The 18125-nt window shown below is 57.8% G+C and carries 15 protein-coding genes and 1 pseudogene; 13 read left to right on the forward strand and 3 right to left on the reverse strand.

What is annotated here, in order from left to right; genetic code table 11:
- Window positions 1–206: 206 nt before the first annotated feature.
- From PQR40_RS34935 to PQR40_RS34945, 3 genes are all read right to left on the reverse strand, one after another.
- The gene (locus PQR40_RS34935) at window positions 207–497 is read right to left on the reverse strand and encodes a hypothetical protein (protein WP_408510866.1); all 291 of its coding nucleotides are present in this window, start codon (window positions 495–497) and stop codon (window positions 207–209) included.
- 153 nt (window positions 498–650) lie between these two features.
- Window positions 651–1052, reverse strand: coding sequence for a GFA family protein (locus PQR40_RS34940; RefSeq protein WP_408510867.1), 402 nt, complete (start codon window positions 1050–1052; stop codon window positions 651–653).
- A gap of 71 nt (window positions 1053–1123) precedes the next feature.
- The gene (locus PQR40_RS34945; RefSeq protein ID WP_408510868.1) at window positions 1124–1690 is read right to left on the reverse strand and encodes a flavin reductase family protein; all 567 of its coding nucleotides are present in this window, start codon (window positions 1688–1690) and stop codon (window positions 1124–1126) included.
- Between the two features lie 302 nt (window positions 1691–1992).
- Between PQR40_RS34945 and PQR40_RS34950 the strand changes: the two genes are divergently transcribed.
- From PQR40_RS34950 to PQR40_RS35010, 13 genes and pseudogenes are all read left to right on the forward strand, one after another.
- Entirely contained in the window at window positions 1993–2745 is a 753-nt protein-coding gene (locus tag PQR40_RS34950) for an SDR family oxidoreductase (protein WP_408510869.1), read from the forward strand.
- On the forward strand, window positions 2720–3508 hold the full coding sequence (locus tag PQR40_RS34955; RefSeq protein ID WP_408510870.1) for a GntR family transcriptional regulator: 789 nt from the start codon (window positions 2720–2722) through the stop codon (window positions 3506–3508). The genes PQR40_RS34950 and PQR40_RS34955 overlap by 26 nt, the downstream gene beginning before the upstream one ends.
- Window positions 3509–4402: 894 nt before the next feature.
- Window positions 4403–4798, forward strand: a complete 396-nt coding sequence (locus PQR40_RS34960; RefSeq protein ID WP_408510871.1) for a carboxymuconolactone decarboxylase family protein — start codon at window positions 4403–4405, stop codon at window positions 4796–4798.
- 65 nt (window positions 4799–4863) lie between these two features.
- Window positions 4864–6114, forward strand: coding sequence for an alpha/beta fold hydrolase (locus PQR40_RS34965; protein ID WP_408510872.1), 1251 nt, complete (start codon window positions 4864–4866; stop codon window positions 6112–6114).
- Window positions 6115–6171: 57 nt separating this feature from the next.
- Window positions 6172–6783 (forward strand): annotated as a pseudogene (gene ribB / locus PQR40_RS34970) (3,4-dihydroxy-2-butanone-4-phosphate synthase); the annotation flags it as partial.
- A 67-nt stretch (window positions 6784–6850) separates the two neighbouring features.
- Window positions 6851–7993, forward strand: a complete 1143-nt coding sequence (locus PQR40_RS34975; protein ID WP_408510873.1) for an LLM class flavin-dependent oxidoreductase — start codon at window positions 6851–6853, stop codon at window positions 7991–7993.
- Between the two features lie 195 nt (window positions 7994–8188).
- Complete coding sequence (locus PQR40_RS34980; RefSeq protein WP_408510874.1) at window positions 8189–8995, forward strand: N-acyl homoserine lactonase family protein; 807 nt, start codon at window positions 8189–8191, stop codon at window positions 8993–8995.
- 395 nt (window positions 8996–9390) lie between these two features.
- Entirely contained in the window at window positions 9391–10359 is a 969-nt protein-coding gene (locus tag PQR40_RS34985) for an ABC transporter permease (RefSeq protein ID WP_408510875.1), read from the forward strand.
- Window positions 10360–10416: 57 nt separating this feature from the next.
- Entirely contained in the window at window positions 10417–11430 is a 1014-nt protein-coding gene (locus PQR40_RS34990) for a sugar ABC transporter substrate-binding protein (protein WP_408510876.1), read from the forward strand.
- Window positions 11431–11517: 87 nt separating this feature from the next.
- Complete coding sequence (locus PQR40_RS34995; protein WP_408510877.1) at window positions 11518–13719, forward strand: ABC transporter permease; 2202 nt, start codon at window positions 11518–11520, stop codon at window positions 13717–13719.
- Entirely contained in the window at window positions 13716–14822 is a 1107-nt protein-coding gene (locus PQR40_RS35000) for a strictosidine synthase (RefSeq protein ID WP_408510878.1), read from the forward strand. Before PQR40_RS34995 ends, PQR40_RS35000 begins: the two co-directional genes overlap by 4 nt.
- Window positions 14819–16318, forward strand: a complete 1500-nt coding sequence (locus tag PQR40_RS35005; RefSeq protein ID WP_408510879.1) for a sugar ABC transporter ATP-binding protein — start codon at window positions 14819–14821, stop codon at window positions 16316–16318. Before PQR40_RS35000 ends, PQR40_RS35005 begins: the two co-directional genes overlap by 4 nt.
- Before the next feature lie 203 nt (window positions 16319–16521).
- Complete coding sequence (locus PQR40_RS35010) at window positions 16522–17577, forward strand: aldo/keto reductase (RefSeq protein WP_408510880.1); 1056 nt, start codon at window positions 16522–16524, stop codon at window positions 17575–17577.
- Window positions 17578–18125: the final 548 nt, after the last annotated feature.

An 18125-nucleotide genomic window follows, 5' to 3' on the forward strand; every position in this document is an offset into this window, starting at 1 on the left:
TATTGCGTTCTACGCCGGGTGATGCGGACTGAAAGCGGGATTCGACGTGCTCAAGCTACGTTGTGCGCATGGTATTCTCCTGAACGCGTTTATGTCGCCGCTCACCAATTTGCGAACTGATAATATGGTGGTGATCCGGGGGCCGTATGCGTCTTCCGCTGAATATTGCGGCGGGGCTGCGCGCGATCTGGCCTGCCCGTGTTCCACTATTCATCCGCATCAGTTGTCGACGGAAGCCGCGCCAGTGTACCGATAGAGCATAGTGTCGTATTTGCAAAGGCGCTCGCATCGGCATCGACTTGATCGACTGCTTGTCCGGCGGCATCAGCAAGTCCAACGAGCATCCGAACGCCTATGGCTACCATGTGCCACAGGAAGAGCGCATCAAGCGCCACGTGACTATTCACACGATGGCGGTTGATTTTATCGTCGTGCGGTGTTGACGGCGCGTTAGCTTTCTCTGGAAACGCACCTGCCGCGGGGCGTGTTCGAGTCATCGGACATTCAAACACAGCAAGCACAACGGCTGCGGCTCTCATCGGATTTTGCCCCGTGTCAATTGCAGACGTGCGTACCCAGTTGCCGCACCGCGGACTAGGCCTTCAAAACCACAAGGCTGGTGTCCAGTTGCGGGGATGCTGCCGCCGTTCCTAGCTGGGCGCACCTTCCGGGAAGGTAAGGATGTCTGGATGGGACTGCAGCCAGGGCACTTCGTGCGACGTCCATACCCGTGTTGACGGCTTCAGTCCAGGATCAGAGTCCAGTGTCGCCGCACGCAGCACGACAAACGGCAACTCCGAGCGCTCGGCATACACGTGGGTTCCGCAGCGTCTGCAGAAGTGACGAAATTTGCCCGGGCTCGACTCGAAGTGTGAGAGCATTTCTGCACCGTCTGTTACGCGAAAATGTTCCCGCTTGACCCGAGCGGCTGTATTGTGATGCGCGGCATGTGCTTTGCGACATGTCTGGCACATGCAGTCCCAGATTTGCCCATCGATCTCGTCAATCTCGTACCGCACCGTTTTACACAAACAGCTTCCTTGAAGCGCCATTTCGAAACTCCGATAAAACAAGGAAAATCGGGAAATCGTGTCGAACGTGACGTCGCTTTGCGCGACGGCGTTCAGTGTGTCGCATCGATGTAACGCGAAATCGCGAGTTTGCCATCCTGATACAACAGTGGGGCGATCTCATCTTCGACGCGAACCGATTTGACCCGCCCGACGATGACGTCGTGCCCACCATAGTGAATCTGACTGTCGACGTCGCAGACGATCGCGGCTTGCGCGTCCGTCAGGATCGGCGCTCCTTCACTGTGATCCCAGCGGCCATGCTCGAATCGTTCGCGTCCCTTGATCTTTCCGCTGAACAGCCCGACCAGTTCCTGATGCTCGTGGCGCAGCAGATTAACGACGAAATGGCCGCGATGCAGCAATGGTTGCGAAATGCTCGCTGACCGGTTGACGCAGATGAGCAGCGCCGGAGGATCCACGCAAAGCGAACTGACCGCCGTTGCCACCATCCCAAACGGTTCGCCGTCGAACTCTGTGGAAATGATCGCGATCGTGGATGTCAAGCGCCGCATCGCCTGCTTATAAGTCAGGGATAGAGCCTGACGGTTCTGATTCGCGACGTCCTGAGCATGTTGCTGCAGAGCGTGACCGGTCGGGGTCGTTTGGGATTCTGCCATCTTCGTCTCCAGAATTGTTGACTCGTTCAGACGCAGTGGGCGCCGACCGGAACGGGACCGGGCGTTCGCGTGCATTCCCCGCTACGTCTCAGGAATATCCTGCGGCTTGAGGAGCGAACGTGCCGCTCGACGAACGATTCGTGTAACGCACATTGACCTTCAATGTGCCGCGTAGATGTATAATCCAGATTTGCAGACAATCTGTCAATTAGTTAATCTGGCATAGGATTGAATTGATCTCGAGGGTGTCCTGCTCATCTGGTCATAGGCGAGGCGACGGGAATATTCAGAACGGAGGAGCTATGGGCTTTGCGGGAAGCGTGGTGGTTGTCACAGGCGGGGCGAGCGGGATCGGACGAGCAGCGGCGGAGCTATTTCGCAGTGAAGGGGCAACGGTGGTCGTCGCAGACAAGGACGGCAGAGCGGCCGATGAAGTGGCGCGCCAGCTTGGTGGCGAATCAGTGGCAGTAAGGACTGACGTAAGCAATTCCGAGGACGTCCGTGCTCTGATGTCGTTCGTCGACGCGCGATTCTCGCGGCTAGATGTTCTCGTCAACAATGCTGGCTTCGGAGTGGCGGGCACAGTGCAGGATCTGCCGGAAGAAGACTGGGACCGTCTGATGAACGTCAACGTCCGGAGCGTGTTTCTGTGCTCGAAGTACGCGATTCCTATTATGGAACGTTGCGGCGGGGGGGCGATTGTCAATACGGGGTCGTATACTGCGATGGTAGCAATTCCCAATCGGGTCGCGTATGTCACATCGAAGGGGGCGATTGCGTCATTGACTCGGGCGATGGCGCTAGATCATGCTGCTCAGAATATCAGGGTCAATTGTGTCGCACCGGGTACCATCGAAACGCCTTGGTTTGACCGCAGCTTCGCGGAGAGCGACAATCCTGACGAAGTTCGCAAAGCACTTAATGATCGTTCGCCGCTGAAGCGCATGGGGCGGCCAGAAGAGATTGCAGAGGCGATACTATGGCTGGCGTCAGACCGCTCGACGTTTGCGACTGGCTCCGTGCTCACGGTTGACGGCGGTACGTCAATTTGGTAGGGATTGCTCCGTCGCTGCTGCGTTAATTTCAATCAATTTTCGAATCGATTATCGAACGAATATGTCTACCACGAATTTGCAGATCCCTCGTCAGGCAGCCACGCTGCGGCTATTGGTTGAGGAGAAACTGCGCGAGGCTATCTCGAGCGGATACTTTGCACCGGGGCAGCGACTTGTTGAGCGGGAGTTGTGCGAGATGACGGGGGTCGGGCGGACATCGATTCGTGAGGCGCTCCGTCAGTTGGAAGCGGAGGGTTTGATCGCGACGATCCCCCATCGTGGTCCGACGGTCAGCACGATGACGATGGAGGAGACGCGCAATCTCTATGAGTTTCGTGGGCTTCTCGAAGGGTACGCGGGGCGGCGGTTCGCGGAAATCGGTACGCCCGGACAGGTTGCAGCGCTCGAAAGCGCGTTCAAGGACTTCAAAGCGGCGGCGAAACGCAGCGACAAAAAGGTATTGCTCGATTCCAAGACGAAGTTCTATGCGGTCTTGCTGGAGGGCGGGGGCAATCCATTTGTGACGCAGACGCTCACGTCGCTGCACAACCGCATTTCTGCGTTGCGTGCCACGTCGATGACCAAGTCGGGGCGGCTCAAGGATAGCGTCGCGGAAATTCAGGAAATTGTTGACGCAATCAAGGCCGGCGATGGCGAGAACGCGGCACGGGCATGCCAGCGGCACATCGAGATCGCAAGTCGCGTAGCACTCGAAATGATCGTGAAGGCGACGGCAGTATCCAATAAAGCTGACGCGCCGTAATTTCGATCGTCTGAGTATGCGGAATGGTGGCATGCAACGCGCGGTTGCGCGGGACTGCAGCGTTCCACCTTCTGTCCGCTAAGCGAACTGCAGGCATCACGCAGTTCGTTTGTCAACGGCCACCATCACCTGGTACGCGGTATTCGCGAGCAGCAGGATCGCCGCGTCGCGTATCAACCATCTGGGTCTATCAGTGCCCAATTGCAGAGTGTCGACCGACCGCAGTCTATCCGCGGGCAGCGGGTATGCGAACGCGGTTTCATCCAAGCCGAATTTCCACCTTGGCCCGCTTGCCTGCGGGTTGAGTTTGCCGCCGTCCATACGGATTGCGTCTTTCAACCCAGGTGAAAGGAGGTCGTCATTGGCGCGAATCTGCGTAAGGCGCGGCCTGTAGTTTGTGCAATCGCACATCTCTGCTTCTGAGTCAATCGTTCCTTGGTCGACTATGCGCGGCGATCTAACCCGGCCGGCGCATCGACGAACCCACGCTGCTCTTCATCAAGACCGAAATCATCTTGAGCGTACCGTCTCGGATGCCGAACGCTTGAGACGTCATGCACTGTCCATCGCTCAGCATAGAGCTGAGACCAATTGTTTAAGCGTGAACCCGGGCAGCCAAGACGGGGCCATATCGTCCCGCCTCATAGGCCATTTCAGGTTGAGCGCTTCGTTGCTCGTCAGGCATTGCGCTGCGGCGAAGGACCTGCGGCTTTTCTGGAGATCATCAGTTATCTGCCGCTAGGGAATTCCCTAGTGATTAGTCGAGCTATCTGTAATTGACAGATTGTCTGATAGCAGTCAATATCGCTTCAACGGTGCCAGTATGGGTGCGCTTCGTTCCCTGATGGGTCGAGCGCGGCACCAGGATCGACCAACCAACAAGGAGCAGTCACGATGCTGAACAATCGCGAAGTTTCGGAAAAATTTCAACGTGGCCTGAAAACCCGCAAGGAAGTGCTTGGAAGTGAGTACGTCGAAAGCTCGGTCGCGGGCGCAAGCGAATTCAACTGGCCAATGCAGGAACTGGTCACCGAATACTGTTGGGACGGCATTTGGAATCGACCGGGGCTCGATCGTCGCAGCCGCAGTCTGCTGAACCTCGCGATGATTTCAGCGCTGAACCGTCCGCACGAATTAAAGCTGCACGTGCGTGGAGCAATCAACAACGGATTGACGCAGAAAGAAATTGGGGAAGTGTTCTTGCAAGTGGCAATCTACTGCGGAGTGCCGGCCGCGATTGACAGCTTCCGCGTCGCGAAAGATGTCTTCAAGGAAATGAACCTCGACTGATGGCGAGGTGTCGGGCCGACCAGGCTTGCAGTGTGGTATGGGAGCGGTCCCCTGAGAGGTGCAACATGGAAGAGACGGAAAAATACAAGATGGATGTACTCGCGATGCTTCGAAAGCGCGTGACGACCGCGTTCGAGGATCCTGAGATTCCCCGTCTCGCGGCGGGGCTTTCTGCAGTAGTCCAATTTATCGTTTGCGACGACGTTTTGACGTTCGCTATCGAAGACGGCCATGCGAATTTCGTAGAGTCGCATGTGAATCCCGACGTCACCGTTCGTGCCGACGCGGCCGGCTGGGCGAAGGTGCTCGAGGTTCCTCCTGCGCCGACATTTCATTCGTTTACCGCATTGCAGCTCGCGAACGACGTATTCAACGTAGATGGCGAGCCGATTGCAATTGCACGTTGCCGGCCTGTACTCGAGCGAATCGTGGAGAAAGTCGTCTTGGCATCTGCGGCTGTTGACGGCAGTATCGCGCGCGACGTGACGCAGATCACTGGAAAGTACTACCCAGTCGAGATCGGTGGCATCCGACACAACGTGTACGTCGAGCGTGCTGGGCGCGGCATACCGGTCTTGTTTCTCCATACGGCCGGCGCGGATTCGCGGCAATATTTCGGTCAGCTCGCAGACACGCGGCTCGCGAAATCGTACTCGATGTGGGCGGTCGATCTGCCGTTCCACGGACGCTCGTTGCCGCCGGATGCGTGGGACGGTGGCTCCTACAAGTTGACCACCGATCTCTACCTGTCCTGGTGCGTTGCGGTTCTCGAGCAGCTCGTGCGTGAGCCTGCATACATCGTCGGTGGGTCGATGGGCGCCGCGATGGCGATGGTTATTGCGGCCCGGCGTCCCGATCTGACGCATGGAATCGTGGCTGTTGAGCCGCCATTCCGTTCGAAGGGGCGGCGCAATCAGTTCCAGCATCACGCGGGTGTGCACGGCGCGTTGCACAACGCGGGCTACGTGCGCGGGCTTATGAGCCCGACAAGCCCAGAGATTGCGAGAAGAATGGCTGCGTGGATTTATTCGCAAGGTGCTCCGGGCGTCTATTCGGGCGACTTGGCGTTCTACAGTGATGAGTTTGACGGCGAGGCGATAGGCCCGTTAATCGATTGTTCCCGCACGCCGGTCGTGCTGTTGTGTGGTGCATACGATTACTCGGCGACTCCGGCGGACGGCGGCAAGCTAGCGTCTGTCATCAAGGGCGCGAGGCTGGTGGAGATGCCTGGTCTTGGACACTTCCCAATGTGCGAGGATCCGGATCGCTTCAGACCCTACCTGGTCGACGCACTGACCAAGCTTGATCTGGCGTAGTGCAAACTTTGGTTGTTCCAAGGAAAACCAACCTGACGACTAATCTTTCAAGTCACGATGAACGCGAGCACCGAAGAACTCATTCAGGAAATACGCAAAGGCAGGATGATTGTCCTTGTGGATGACGAGGATCGTGAGAACGAGGGCGACCTCGTGATGGCCGCACATGCCGTGACGCCACAAGCAATTAACTTCATGGCGACGCATGGCAAAGGCTTGATCTGTCTTGCGTTGACGAAGCGCCGGTGCAACGAATTGCGGTTGCCGTTGATGGTCCCAGAGAACGAATGTCGGCTGGGCACGGCGTTTACTGTGTCGATCGATGCTGCGGCGGGAGTGACGACCGGCATTTCGGCCGCCGATCGCGCGTTGACGATCCGTAGTGCGGTTTCGGAGTCCGCACGTCCCGAGGACTTCAGGCGCCCCGGGCACGTTTTTCCGCTGATGGCACGGAGCGGAGGCGTGTTTGAACGCGCGGGTCATACGGAGGCCGGTTGCGATCTCGCTCGCCTCGCCGGACTGGGGGCTGCAGCTGTGATCTGCGAAATCATGAATCCGGACGGCACGATGGCGCGCGCGCCCGATCTGCTGCGGTTCGCCGCACGTCACGGCATTAGGTTCGGGACTATCAAAGACCTGGTTGCCTACCGGAAAGAGACTGAAGCAATTGCGGTGTGCTAGACGCATATCGCGTCGGCCGATCCCATTCGAGTAATCCAATACATGGAGGAGTGAAATGAATAATCTGGACGCATTCCGCGAAGCCGGCAATCCGATGTTCGGCGAGAACAAACTGAAGTTGGGCATCTTCGGCGCGAATTGCTCGAATGCGTGCGCAATTACGACAGTCGAGACAGACTTCGAGCCTACGTTCGAGAAGAACCTTGAAATCGCCACAATGCTCGAGGCGTCGGGTATGGAATGCATGGTTCCGATCGCACGCTGGCGCGGCTTCGGCGGCAAGTCGGATTTCAACGGCGATAACATGGACACATTCACCTGGGCAGCGGCGCTTGCCGCAGCCACGAAGAACGTCTATCTGTTCTCGACGACCCACGTACCGACGCTGCATCCGATCGTCGCCGCAAAGATGGCCACAACGATCGATCGCATTTCGAAAGGCCGATACGGGATCAACATTGTCTGTGGATGGTTCACACCAGAAATGGAAATGTTTGGCGTGAAGATGATGGAGCATGATACCCGATACGAGTACGCGTCTGAATGGATCGAAGTCGTGGAAAAACTCTGGACGGAGAAACGCTTCGACTACAAGGGCGACTTCTTCACGATCAACGACGGTGTGAGCAACCCGAAGCCCTATCAGAGTCCGCGGCCAGTGCTGATCTGCGCGGGTGCGTCGCCGAAGGGGCGCGACTTCGTCGCGAAGCATTGCGACATCAGCTTCGGCTTCATGGAGGACATGGAGAAAGGCAAGGCATGGGTGACAGAGACGCGCAAGCATGCCGCGGAGAAGTATGGCCGTGAAATCGGCACATTCACGTCGTGCCCGGTCGTCGTGCGCGAGACCGAAAAGGAAGCGAAGGAGTTCTTCGACTACTACGTACATGAGAAGGGCGACTGGGAGGCGTGCGAAAACATCTGCGAAGTGCTTCAGGTTCAGAGCATGAATCACAGTCCGGAGATGTACCAGAAGTTCAAGGCCAGGTTCATCGCCGGCTGGGGTGGTTATCCGATCGTCGGCACACCCGAGCAGGTCACCGATAAGCTGATCGAGCTGTCGAATACCGGCGTTGACGGCACACTCATCTCAATGGTCGACTACAACACCGAACTGCCGTTCTGGAACGAGCGCGTGATGCCACTGCTCGAGCAGGCCGGTCTGCGCAAGCCCGTGAAGACCTCGGTGGAAGAGTAGTCGTCAGCCCGTACGTCGGACGCGTTTCCATGCCTGACGTTCCACACATTGCGGGTGGGCGCGATTCGGCTCGGCCGTGTGCCGGCCGGCTCGCCCAGATGTACGGTGACGGCACCTATACGACAACGGTGTCTTCAGTGTCTGGTTGCGCCAATACCCGAATCTTAACGGCGCGATTGCGCGGGAGACGTTGCGATGAGTCGTGAACTGCCGACATATGAAGTCTATGCATTGCGTTACGCAACTGTCGAACGTCGGCGGCGGGATAACTTCATCGTTGGCGACGCGCACGACATGTCGCCTATGCCGATGGATTACTACGTGTGGCTCATCTGCGGCGCAGGCAGAACTTATCTCGTCGACACCGGATTCAATGAAGCGGCTGCGCGCGAACGGGGCAGAATGCTGCTGCGCTGCCCGATCCAGGCGTTGACGTCTTTCGGCCTCGCGCCGGAAATGATTACTGACGTGATCGTTACTCATCTTCACTACGATCACGCCGGCAATCTCGGACTGTTGCCTGAGGCGCGGATACATCTCCAGGAAAGCGAGATGCACTATGCGACTGGGCGCTACATGCGGCACGGGCTGTTGCGTCACGCATATGCCGTCGAGGACGTACTGAACGTCGTGCGCGGAGTGTATGACGACCGTGTCGAGTTTAGACGCGGCGATGAGGATATTGCCGACGGACTACAAGTGATTCATGTCGGCGGCCACACCGCGGGTTTGCAGGCCGTACGCGTACATACGGCGCGCGGCTGGATCGTCATCGCGTCGGATGCAAGTCATTTCTACGACAACATCCAGCAGGCATCACCTTTCCCAATCGTTCTGCATGTGGGCGAAATGCTGGATGGCTACCAGAGATTGCTATCCCTTTGCGCTAGCCCTGACCACCTGATCCCGGGGCATGACCCACTGGTACTACGGCGCTACCCGCGCTGGAAGGATCCGGCCTGGGACATTGTCATGTTGCACAGGCATCCAGGCGCTATCTAGTCGGGCATTTGCAGGTGCCACCGAGGTTGCGGATGCGCGGACGTGGATAAGACGCACTACGGACCTGATGACGTCGCAAGGTTTGTCAGAAAGCCAGATGATGCGGGAAATTCCCGATTCGACTTTGCAGTGATGGTGGCAGTACTATTGTCCGGTAGGATTGTAATACAAACATATAATAGTAGCATGACGTCGAAGAGTTGATGGCTCATGGAGAACGACCGGGCACCGCGAATCCTGAGCGACAGTCGCCGTCCGTCGGCAATCTTCACGCCCCGTCGATTGGCAACGAAGCGCCCTGCTGTTTTGTAGTCTGCGGGTGCTGAAAGCCAGACGGGCGAAATGAATCGCCGGCAGTGTTTTTCGACGGCATCAAAAACAAGGATGGAGGAGTCGTGAAGAGGCATCTCAGTCAGGATCTGATCGTATTCGGAATCTTCGTGGTCGCGTTCGTCGGGCTGTCGGTTTTTTTGGACGGATTTCTTGAAGTTGGCAACGTGTTGACGCTTCTGCGAGGTGTTTCGGTGCTCGCCATCCTTGGTGTGGGCATGGCGATCGTGGTGATCGGGCGCGGGATCGATCTTGCGATGATTTCAAACATGGCAATCTGGACTGCATTTGCGCTCTATCTGGCGAACCGCGGTGTACCGATCGAGGTCAGTCTGCTCGTCGGGTTGTTGCTCGCACTGTTGTCCGGCTTCGTGTCTGGCGTGCTGATCGCCTACGTGGAAATTCCGTCGCTCTTCGCCACTCTCGCGCTTGGGATCGCGATCTACGGTCTTGGCCGATTCCTGCTCGTTCCGACCGATGTGATCTATCTGCCGGCGAACATCGGCGCATGGGAGTTGCTCGGCAAGGGATTCATCGCGGGCGTGCCGGTTCCAATCATTGTCGCAGCGGTCGTCGGTGCGCTTGCTTTCCTTTACCTGCGATACACGAAATATGGCGCGTTCACATACGCAATCGGCGACAACTTCGCATCCGCGAGGGTCGCGGGCATATCGGTACGGAAGATTCAGGTTCTGCAATACGTGATCTCGGCGGCAGTCGCCTATCTGGCCGGCCTACTCACCGCGACCAGCGTATCGAGCATCAATACGCGAGTCGTCAACTCGACCATGATCTATGACGTGATTCTCGTGGTCGTGCTCGGCGGCATCGGCCTCAGCGGAGGTAAGGGAGGTGTTCGGAACGTGCTGGTTGGCACACTGTTAATCGGTACTGTGGTCAACGGCATGACGATCATGGATGTGCCCTTCACCGCGCAGAACATCTTCAAGGGCGTGATCCTGCTGTTCGCGATCATTGTGGATTCGCTTGTGAATCCACGCGATGAGCAGACTGCCCAGCAAGGCGACATCTAACCCAATCAAAAAACGCGACGGCCGGTGTGGCCGGGCGCCATTACAGAGGAGTAGGAGATGAAATCGAGAGCTTGGCTGGTAGTGTTGTCAGCACTGTTATTCCTGACCGGGTGGGCGCGTGCTGACGGACTGGACGATCCTCATCGGGCCCCGTATTACAACACGTTCAAGGGAAAGAAGGTTGCGTTTGTCCCACTATCGATGGGGTTTGATCTGACGGATGGTTGGGCCGCATTGTGGAAGCGCCAGGCGGATACCCTCGGGTATACGTTCACGATTCGTGACCCGAACTGGAACACGCAGGCCGGTGCACAGGCGATTGAGTCGCTGATCAATGAAAATCCGAAACCGGATATTATCATCATCCAAAACCCAGACATCCAATCCTACGCGCGACTCGCAAAACGCGCTCAGCAGGCGGGCATCTACGTTCTGCAAATCAACATGAACTCAGCGGCAGATACCGAGGCGTATGCCGGTCCGGACTGGGTGGCGCTCGGTGAGGATCTCGGCAACGCAATGGTACGTCGCTGCGGCAAGGGCAGTGGGAAGTCCGGCAAGATCGCGGTGCTGCAGGGCCCGCTGACGGCGGCGGCGAGCGTGTTCCAGATCAAAGGCGTCATGAATGTGCTCGCCAAGCATCCAGAATTGAAACTTGTGTCGAATCAAGCGGCTGAATGGGACGCGAGCAAGGCGCACGCGATTGCGCAGACGGTTCTGCAGCAGAACCGTGACCTGTGTGGCTTCATTGGCTTCTGGGACGGCCAGGACATCGGCGCCGCAGCAGCAGTCCGGGAGGCGGGCATGAGCGGCAAGGTGGCGATCGCGACATCGGCCGGCGGCGTGCAGACGAGTTGTGACAACATCGCCAAGGGGAACTTTACCGATGTTGTCAGTCTGGACGTGCGGGGCGAAGCGCGTGACATCAATACGATGATTAGTTTCCTGCTGCAGGCCAAGCCGAAGCCCGGCACGCTGAGTTCGAACTTGTACATCCATCGTCACATGATCACGCCTGAAAACATGAAGCCGGGTGACTGCTACGTGCAGGCAGATCTTAGCAAGCCGTGAGCTTAGCAAACCGCAAGTGCCGGGGTCGGCGAACCGTGACGCCTTCGGATCCGCCGGCCAACTGCGAATCAACCTTCCGAGTGCCACATGTCGAGTATGGACGCATTGACTTCCAATGACGCACTGGCTGACCAGACGAACGCGCAGGTCAGCACAAACGTCAGGCTCACGTTCGCGGAGCGAATGACCGAATTGCGCTACCGTGTGCTCCCCGATCGGGCAGTCGGCGAGATTATGAGCAAGAAATGGTTCGACAACTTCGTTCCGTTTGTCCTGATGATTCTGACGCTGTCCTTGTTCAGCGTGATCGACGGGAGCTTCCTGACCGCGGGTAATCTGCTCGGATCGGCGCGGCAGCTCGGCGAGGTCTCTCTCATTACGATCGGGCTGATGATCGTTCTTGCTGGTGGCGGCATCGATCTGAGCATCGGCTCGAACTTCGCGCTCGGTAACGTGCTGGCGATGCTTGTGCCGAACGTCTTTGGCTTCAATTTCTGGGAAACGCTCGGCGTTGTCCTGCTGTGCTGTGGCACGATCGGCGCCATCAACGGCGTGATGATTGGTTACATGAAGCTGCGAGCGTTTCTCGCGACGCTTGCGATGTTGATCATCGTACGAGCGATCGTCGATACGATCCTACTCGGATATTCATCTCAACTCGCACTGGGTATCCCGCTTGAGCCGGTATGGATGTTCGTCGGCACCGGAGACGTGTTTGGTCTGCCCGCGTCCTTGCTGCTGCTGCTCTTGATCGGTATTGGCGTCCACATCATCCTGAGTCGCATGCGAGCTGGCTGGCACCTGATGTCGGTCGGCGGATCGCGACGCTCTGCCAATAACGTCGGGATCAATGTCCGCCGCACCGTCTGTGGAAGTTATATCGTCTGCGGGCTGCTTTGTGGTCTGTCTGGAGCGCTTTATGCGGCGAGATTGAGCAGCGCGGGATCGGATACCGGTGTCGGCCTCGAAATAACGGTGCTTACCGCCGCGATCCTGGGTGGCAACAGCATCGGTGGTGGGCGCGGGTCCGTCGTCAAGGCGCTTGTCGGCACGATTACCGTCCTCACGATTTCGAACGGTGTAATCCGGCTGGGTTTACTGAGCGGTGCGGGGCCAGCGGTGCTTGGCATTGTGTTGCTGGTCGCGGTGGCGATCGACGTGCGCTGGCTCAAGAATCTTCAGCGCATCCTCGCGAAGGTCTATGTGTCGCCGACATTCGTTGCGCTCCCGGAAGTGCCCGTCACCGAGGAAGGCTCCAACTCTCCGTTCAGCGTCAACAGCCGACTCGATGCAGTCGAGCTGATTGGCCTCGGCGAGCTCGAAGGCCCGGAGGACGTTATTTTCGACCGCGCCGGCAATCTATACACGGGCGAGCGTCACGGCGACATCATCCGCTATTTCTCGCCGGACTATACCCGCCGCGAGGTGTTCGCACACATCGGCGGTTATCCACTCGGCATGGCATTCGACAAGGACGACAATCTCTATTCGTGCGTCGGCGGGATGGGACTTTATCGGGTGAAGCAGGACGGCACGGTTGAACTTGCCACTGATCAGACAAACCGAAGCCCTTTCTCGATCATCGACGATTCGCGAATGCGTCTTGCGGACGACCTCGACATAGCGCCCGACGGCAAGGTCTATTTCAGCGAGGCGACTATCAGGTACGAGCAGCATGCCTGGCCGGTCGATGCACTCGAAAGCCGGGGAAACGGGCGAATCGTCTGCTACGACCCTGCCACCGGAAGGACGCGCACGGTCCTGCGCAATCTAGTGTTCCCGAATGGCGTGTGTCTCGCGCACGACGGCATGTCGATCCACTTCGCAGAAAGCTGGGGCGCGCGCGTTAATCGCTATTGGCTTGAAGGTCCGAAGAAGGGGACGCTTGAACGACTGCTGCCGAATCTTCCGGGCTATCCGGACAACATCAACAGGGCGTCCGACGGTACATACTGGTGCGCGATCATGGGCATGCGCACCCCCGCGCTCGACATCTCGTTACGAACTCCGAGCTTTCGCAAGCGCATGGCGCGCCGGATTCCGCACGACGAGTGGCTCTACCCAAACATCAACACCGGATGCGTGATCAAGTACAACGACGCCGGCGAGATACTCGACGCCATGTGGGACAAGCGCGGGCAGAACCATCCGATGATCACTTCGATGCGCGAGCACAAGGGTTACCTGTATCTGGGGGGGATTACCAACAACCGCATCGGGCGTCTGAAGCTGGATGGAGCAGATCCTGAGTGGAGCGGCGTCGAAAGCTATTGGGGGAAGCGGGCATGAACAGTCTTCTGACGCGCTGGTTCGACCGGTTCGCTGGTCGCGGCGACTACGCGGTGACCATTCCCGTGATGGACGGGCCACTCCGACCGAATAGCGATCTCGACGAAGCGACCGCCGTCGTCGAGATCGATGCACCGGACAATCTGGTTCGGACAGCGAGCGGACTTTTCTTTTCGTCGCACTCGCGCCTGATGGCATCACGCGACGCCACATGCGAAGTGGTAGAGGAATTTCCTTCGACAATCACCGCGCTGGCATCGGGGCCGCACGGGGAACTCGCCATCGGGCTCGAAAACGGGCAGCTTCACCTGCGCGGTACCGCCGGAGACTTGATTGTTACAACGCTCGGCGTCCATCGCCTACTCAGTCCAGTTGGCCTGCTGTATCTACCGTCAGGCGAACTGATCGTGGTTGATGGTTCGAGGGATAACGCACCGAGCGCTTGGCAACGCGATCTGATGGAGATGCGGAGAAGCGGTTCAGTGCATCGCTATCATCCAGGTTCCGGCGAGAGCGTAACGCTCGCAAGTGGTTTGGCGTCACCGGCAGGGGTGTGTGTTCATCCGACTGAGCCGGATTCGCTGGTCGTTGCAGAAACCGGGCGTTACCGGCTGCTGAAAATCGCAATCGACGGTAGCGGTGCCATGGCGACAGTCGCCGACGATTTACCTGGCTATCCGTTCCGGCTGGTCGCGGCTTCGGATGGCGGGGTCTGGCTGTCAGTCATCGCGCCGCGCAATCAATTGATCGAGTTCGTGCTGCGGGAGCCGGCTTACCGTCGGCGGATGCTCGCCGAGATCGCCGATCCTAACTTGTGGATTGCGCCGGTGTTGTCGAGTGGGAAGTCGTTTCTGGAGCCCCTTCAGGGGGGCGGTGTGAAGCAGTTGGGGATCCTCAAGCCGTGGGCGCCGTCGCGTTCCTATGGATTGATCGTGCACTTTGATCGTCACCTGAATCCGATCGCCAGCCACCACAGTCGTGCGAGTGGTAGCACACACGGCGTTACCAGCTGTGTGGAGTGGGAGTCGGTCCTGTATGCGACGAGCAAGGGAGGCGGCAAGGTCGTCTCCCTTCGTGCTGACATTGGAAAGGAGCGGGCATGAGCGAAGTCGTCCAACTCGTCGGCGTGACCAAGGAGTTCCACGGTGCGCCCGCGATCCAGAACGTGAACTTCGACGTGCGCTTCGGCGAGGTCCACGCGTTGCTCGGCGAAAACGGCGCAGGAAAATCCACGCTGACGAAGCTCGCTGCGGGGGTGTATGTTCCGACCAGTGGCGAAGTCCGAGTGAACGGCGAGAAGGTACATTTTTCGGGGCCGGCGGACGCACTGCGTGCCGGTATCGTTATGGTGTTTCAGGAAACGAGTCTGGTGCCAACCCTCACGGTCGCACAGAACATCTTCCTCGGACACGAAAAGACCTTCAACCGGCTACGTCCGCTCTATATCGCGGCCCAGCAATTCCTGCAGTCACTGAAGTTCTCGGTGGATCCAACCGCCTACGTGTCGCAGCTCGGCGCCGCGCAGAAGCAGATGGTCGAGATTGCGCGAGCGGTGATGCACAAGGCCAAGCTGATCATCTTCGACGAGCCGACCGCGACGCTGACTCCCGAAGAAAAGGCGCATTTTTTTTCGCTGATTAACCGGATCAAGAAGCAGGGAACGTCGATTGTCTTCATTTCCCACGCGCTGGAGGAAGCACTCGAAATCTCCGATCGGATCACCATCATGCGAGATGGTCAGCACGTCGTTACCGGAGAAACACGCGAATTCGACAGGGAGCGAATCGTACGGAACATGGTGGGGCGCGAACTGACCGACGAGATTTACAGCCAGCGAGATCGCAAGCGTGTATTGCGCAAGGCGGGAAAGCGGATCCTGAGTGTCCAGAATTTATCGATGGGAACATTGGTCAAAAACATGGCGTTTTCGGTCTACGCTGGACAGATTACTGGCGTGTTCGGCCTCGTTGGCGCGGGACGCACGGAGACAATGAAAGTCATTGCTGGGGTCACTAAACGCGCGTTCTTCCATGGCGGAAAAATCGTATTCGACGGCAAGGATGTGCGCTTCCGCATTCCGCGTCCGGGCGTCAAGAGCGGAATTTCCTATATCACCGAAGACCGCAAGGCCGAGGGGATGTTCGACAATATGTCGGTAGATCGCAATATCTATCTGGGACAGATGGCTTCGGATCTCGAGGAGGAATGGTTCGTTAGCGACGAGGCGGTGAAGCGCGTCGCCGAAAAATGGCGCGAGCGATTGCAGATCCGGACGATCAATCGCCATGCAAAAGTTATCGAGCTGTCCGGCGGCAACCAGCAAAAGGTCGTGATCGCGAAGGCGCTTGTGCAGAATCCGAAGCTGGTTATTTTCGACGAACCGACACGCGGCGTCGACGTGGGTGCAATCGCCGAGATTCATCGATTGATCAACTCGTTGGCCGACGAGGGATTGGCGGTGGTGATGGTCTCGTCGTATCTGCCCGAGATTATGGGCTTGTCCGACCGAATTCTGGTTGCCCGACAAGGGCGCATCGTAGAAGAGTTCAATCCGGACAAAGCGAGCGAAGAACACATCATGTACGCGGCAATTCACTAACAGACGGACTAGGGCGGAAGATTCGCGAGCCCAGCATCGAAAGCCCACTGGACCGTTGGCGGGACTTGCTGCCATCGGCGATTGCCGTGCATGCAGCCAGTGCCGTGGTTCGCCGGACGGCTTCTGTGTACTGCATGCCACGCTGATACAGCGTGGTTCTTTCAAATCGAGACTTTTCATACTCATCTGGAGCGAGATCACTCATGACAGGCTATCAATTGCGAAAACTCGGAAAATCGGGTGTGAATGTCACGTCAGTCAGTCTCGGCACAGTGCCGCTGGCGGGCTTCAAGACGAAGGTCGACTATGCCGAATTCGAGCGCGTGATCGAGGCAGCGTATGAGGGCGGTATCCGTTACTTTGACGCTGCACCGATGTACGGCTTCGGGAAAGCGGAGTACTACCTCGGACATGCAATGAGAGAACTCGACATACGCGGCGATGTGGTTATCAGCACGAAGGTAGGGCGTGTGCTTAAGCCGGCTAGCCGGACGAATCGGCTCAATACGGTCTATGGGATCGAATGGGTGGACCCGCTTCCGTTTCGCGATACCTACGACTACACCTACGACGGGATCATGCGCTCGTTCGAGGATAGCCAGTTCCGGCTAGGGCTGGACTATATCGACGTTCTGTTAGTACATGACCTCGGCCATTCATGGCACGGGGACCAGAACAGTATTTACCTGGAGCAGATGCGCAAGAGCGGTTACCGGGCGCTCGACGAGCTGCGCAGTAGCGGCGCTGTTTCGGCGGTAGGGCTAGGCGTCAACGAGACCGACAGCGTCATCGAGGTCGCTCGGGAGTTCGAGATCGACTGTGCGCTTATCGCGGGCCGTTACACGCTCCTGAATCACGCCCCGCTGGATGCCGCGTTCGACGAACTGCAGAAACGCAGCGTATCGGTCCTCGCGGCCGGGGTGTTCAATTCCGGCATACTTGCGACGGGCACGAAGGGGCAGGCGATAACTTACGATTATCAATCGGTGCCACGCGAGATCTTCGACAAGGTGGCGGCAATCGAGGCAGTCTGCCGCGAGCATGACGTGCTGCTTGCGGCTGCAGCGATCGAGTTTGTCAGTAAGCATCCGGCGGTCGCGACCGTCGTCCTTGGTGGGCAGAATGTCGCCGAAATCAAGCAGAATCTCGCGTCCGCTAACCGTTGTGCACCGGCTGCGTTCTGGGAGGATCTCAAGCGTTACGGCCTCCTTCCGGATCATGCACCGACGGGTGCATCGAACACGCTGGTGCAGGAGTAATCGGCAACGAAGGCTACCTGTCACGCAAGGGCAGTTGTCTTTCAAAGCTACGCAGTATCACGCTCTAGACCTGCGCAACCATATCAATATGATCAGATTCGGCATCAGCCGAACGCGGCATGTACATCCGAAGGTACAACCGCCAATGTCGAGCAAACGCTTGCGGCCAGAACAGCGCCGTTTCGAGCGTGGAGCGGAGTCCGCCCATTTCTATGGAGCCCCATGCGACCGCAATGAACGCTGCGAAGCTGGCCACCACCGACACACCTTAGGATGTGCCGTGGTCCATTACCGATGGTCGCAATCTGGGGAAACTCCATGACGAGAGGTCGCAATGATTGCGGCGACCGATTCGCTCGCCGTGAGACATAGGTCAGTCGACGAGTCCGTTAGCGAGGACAGGCCTTCCGTAGGCATTTTTTTTCAGAGGAGTTGCCGTGCCTCATATGGAAAAGATACATATTGACAGAATGTCATACAATATTAAATGTATCCAGATTTGACATTCATAGCGAGCGGTTGGGTCTGATCAGCTGGGCGTGACTGTG

This window comes from Paraburkholderia sediminicola (assembly GCF_046026855.1).
Taxonomy (GTDB): domain Bacteria; phylum Pseudomonadota; class Gammaproteobacteria; order Burkholderiales; family Burkholderiaceae; genus Paraburkholderia; species Paraburkholderia sediminicola_A.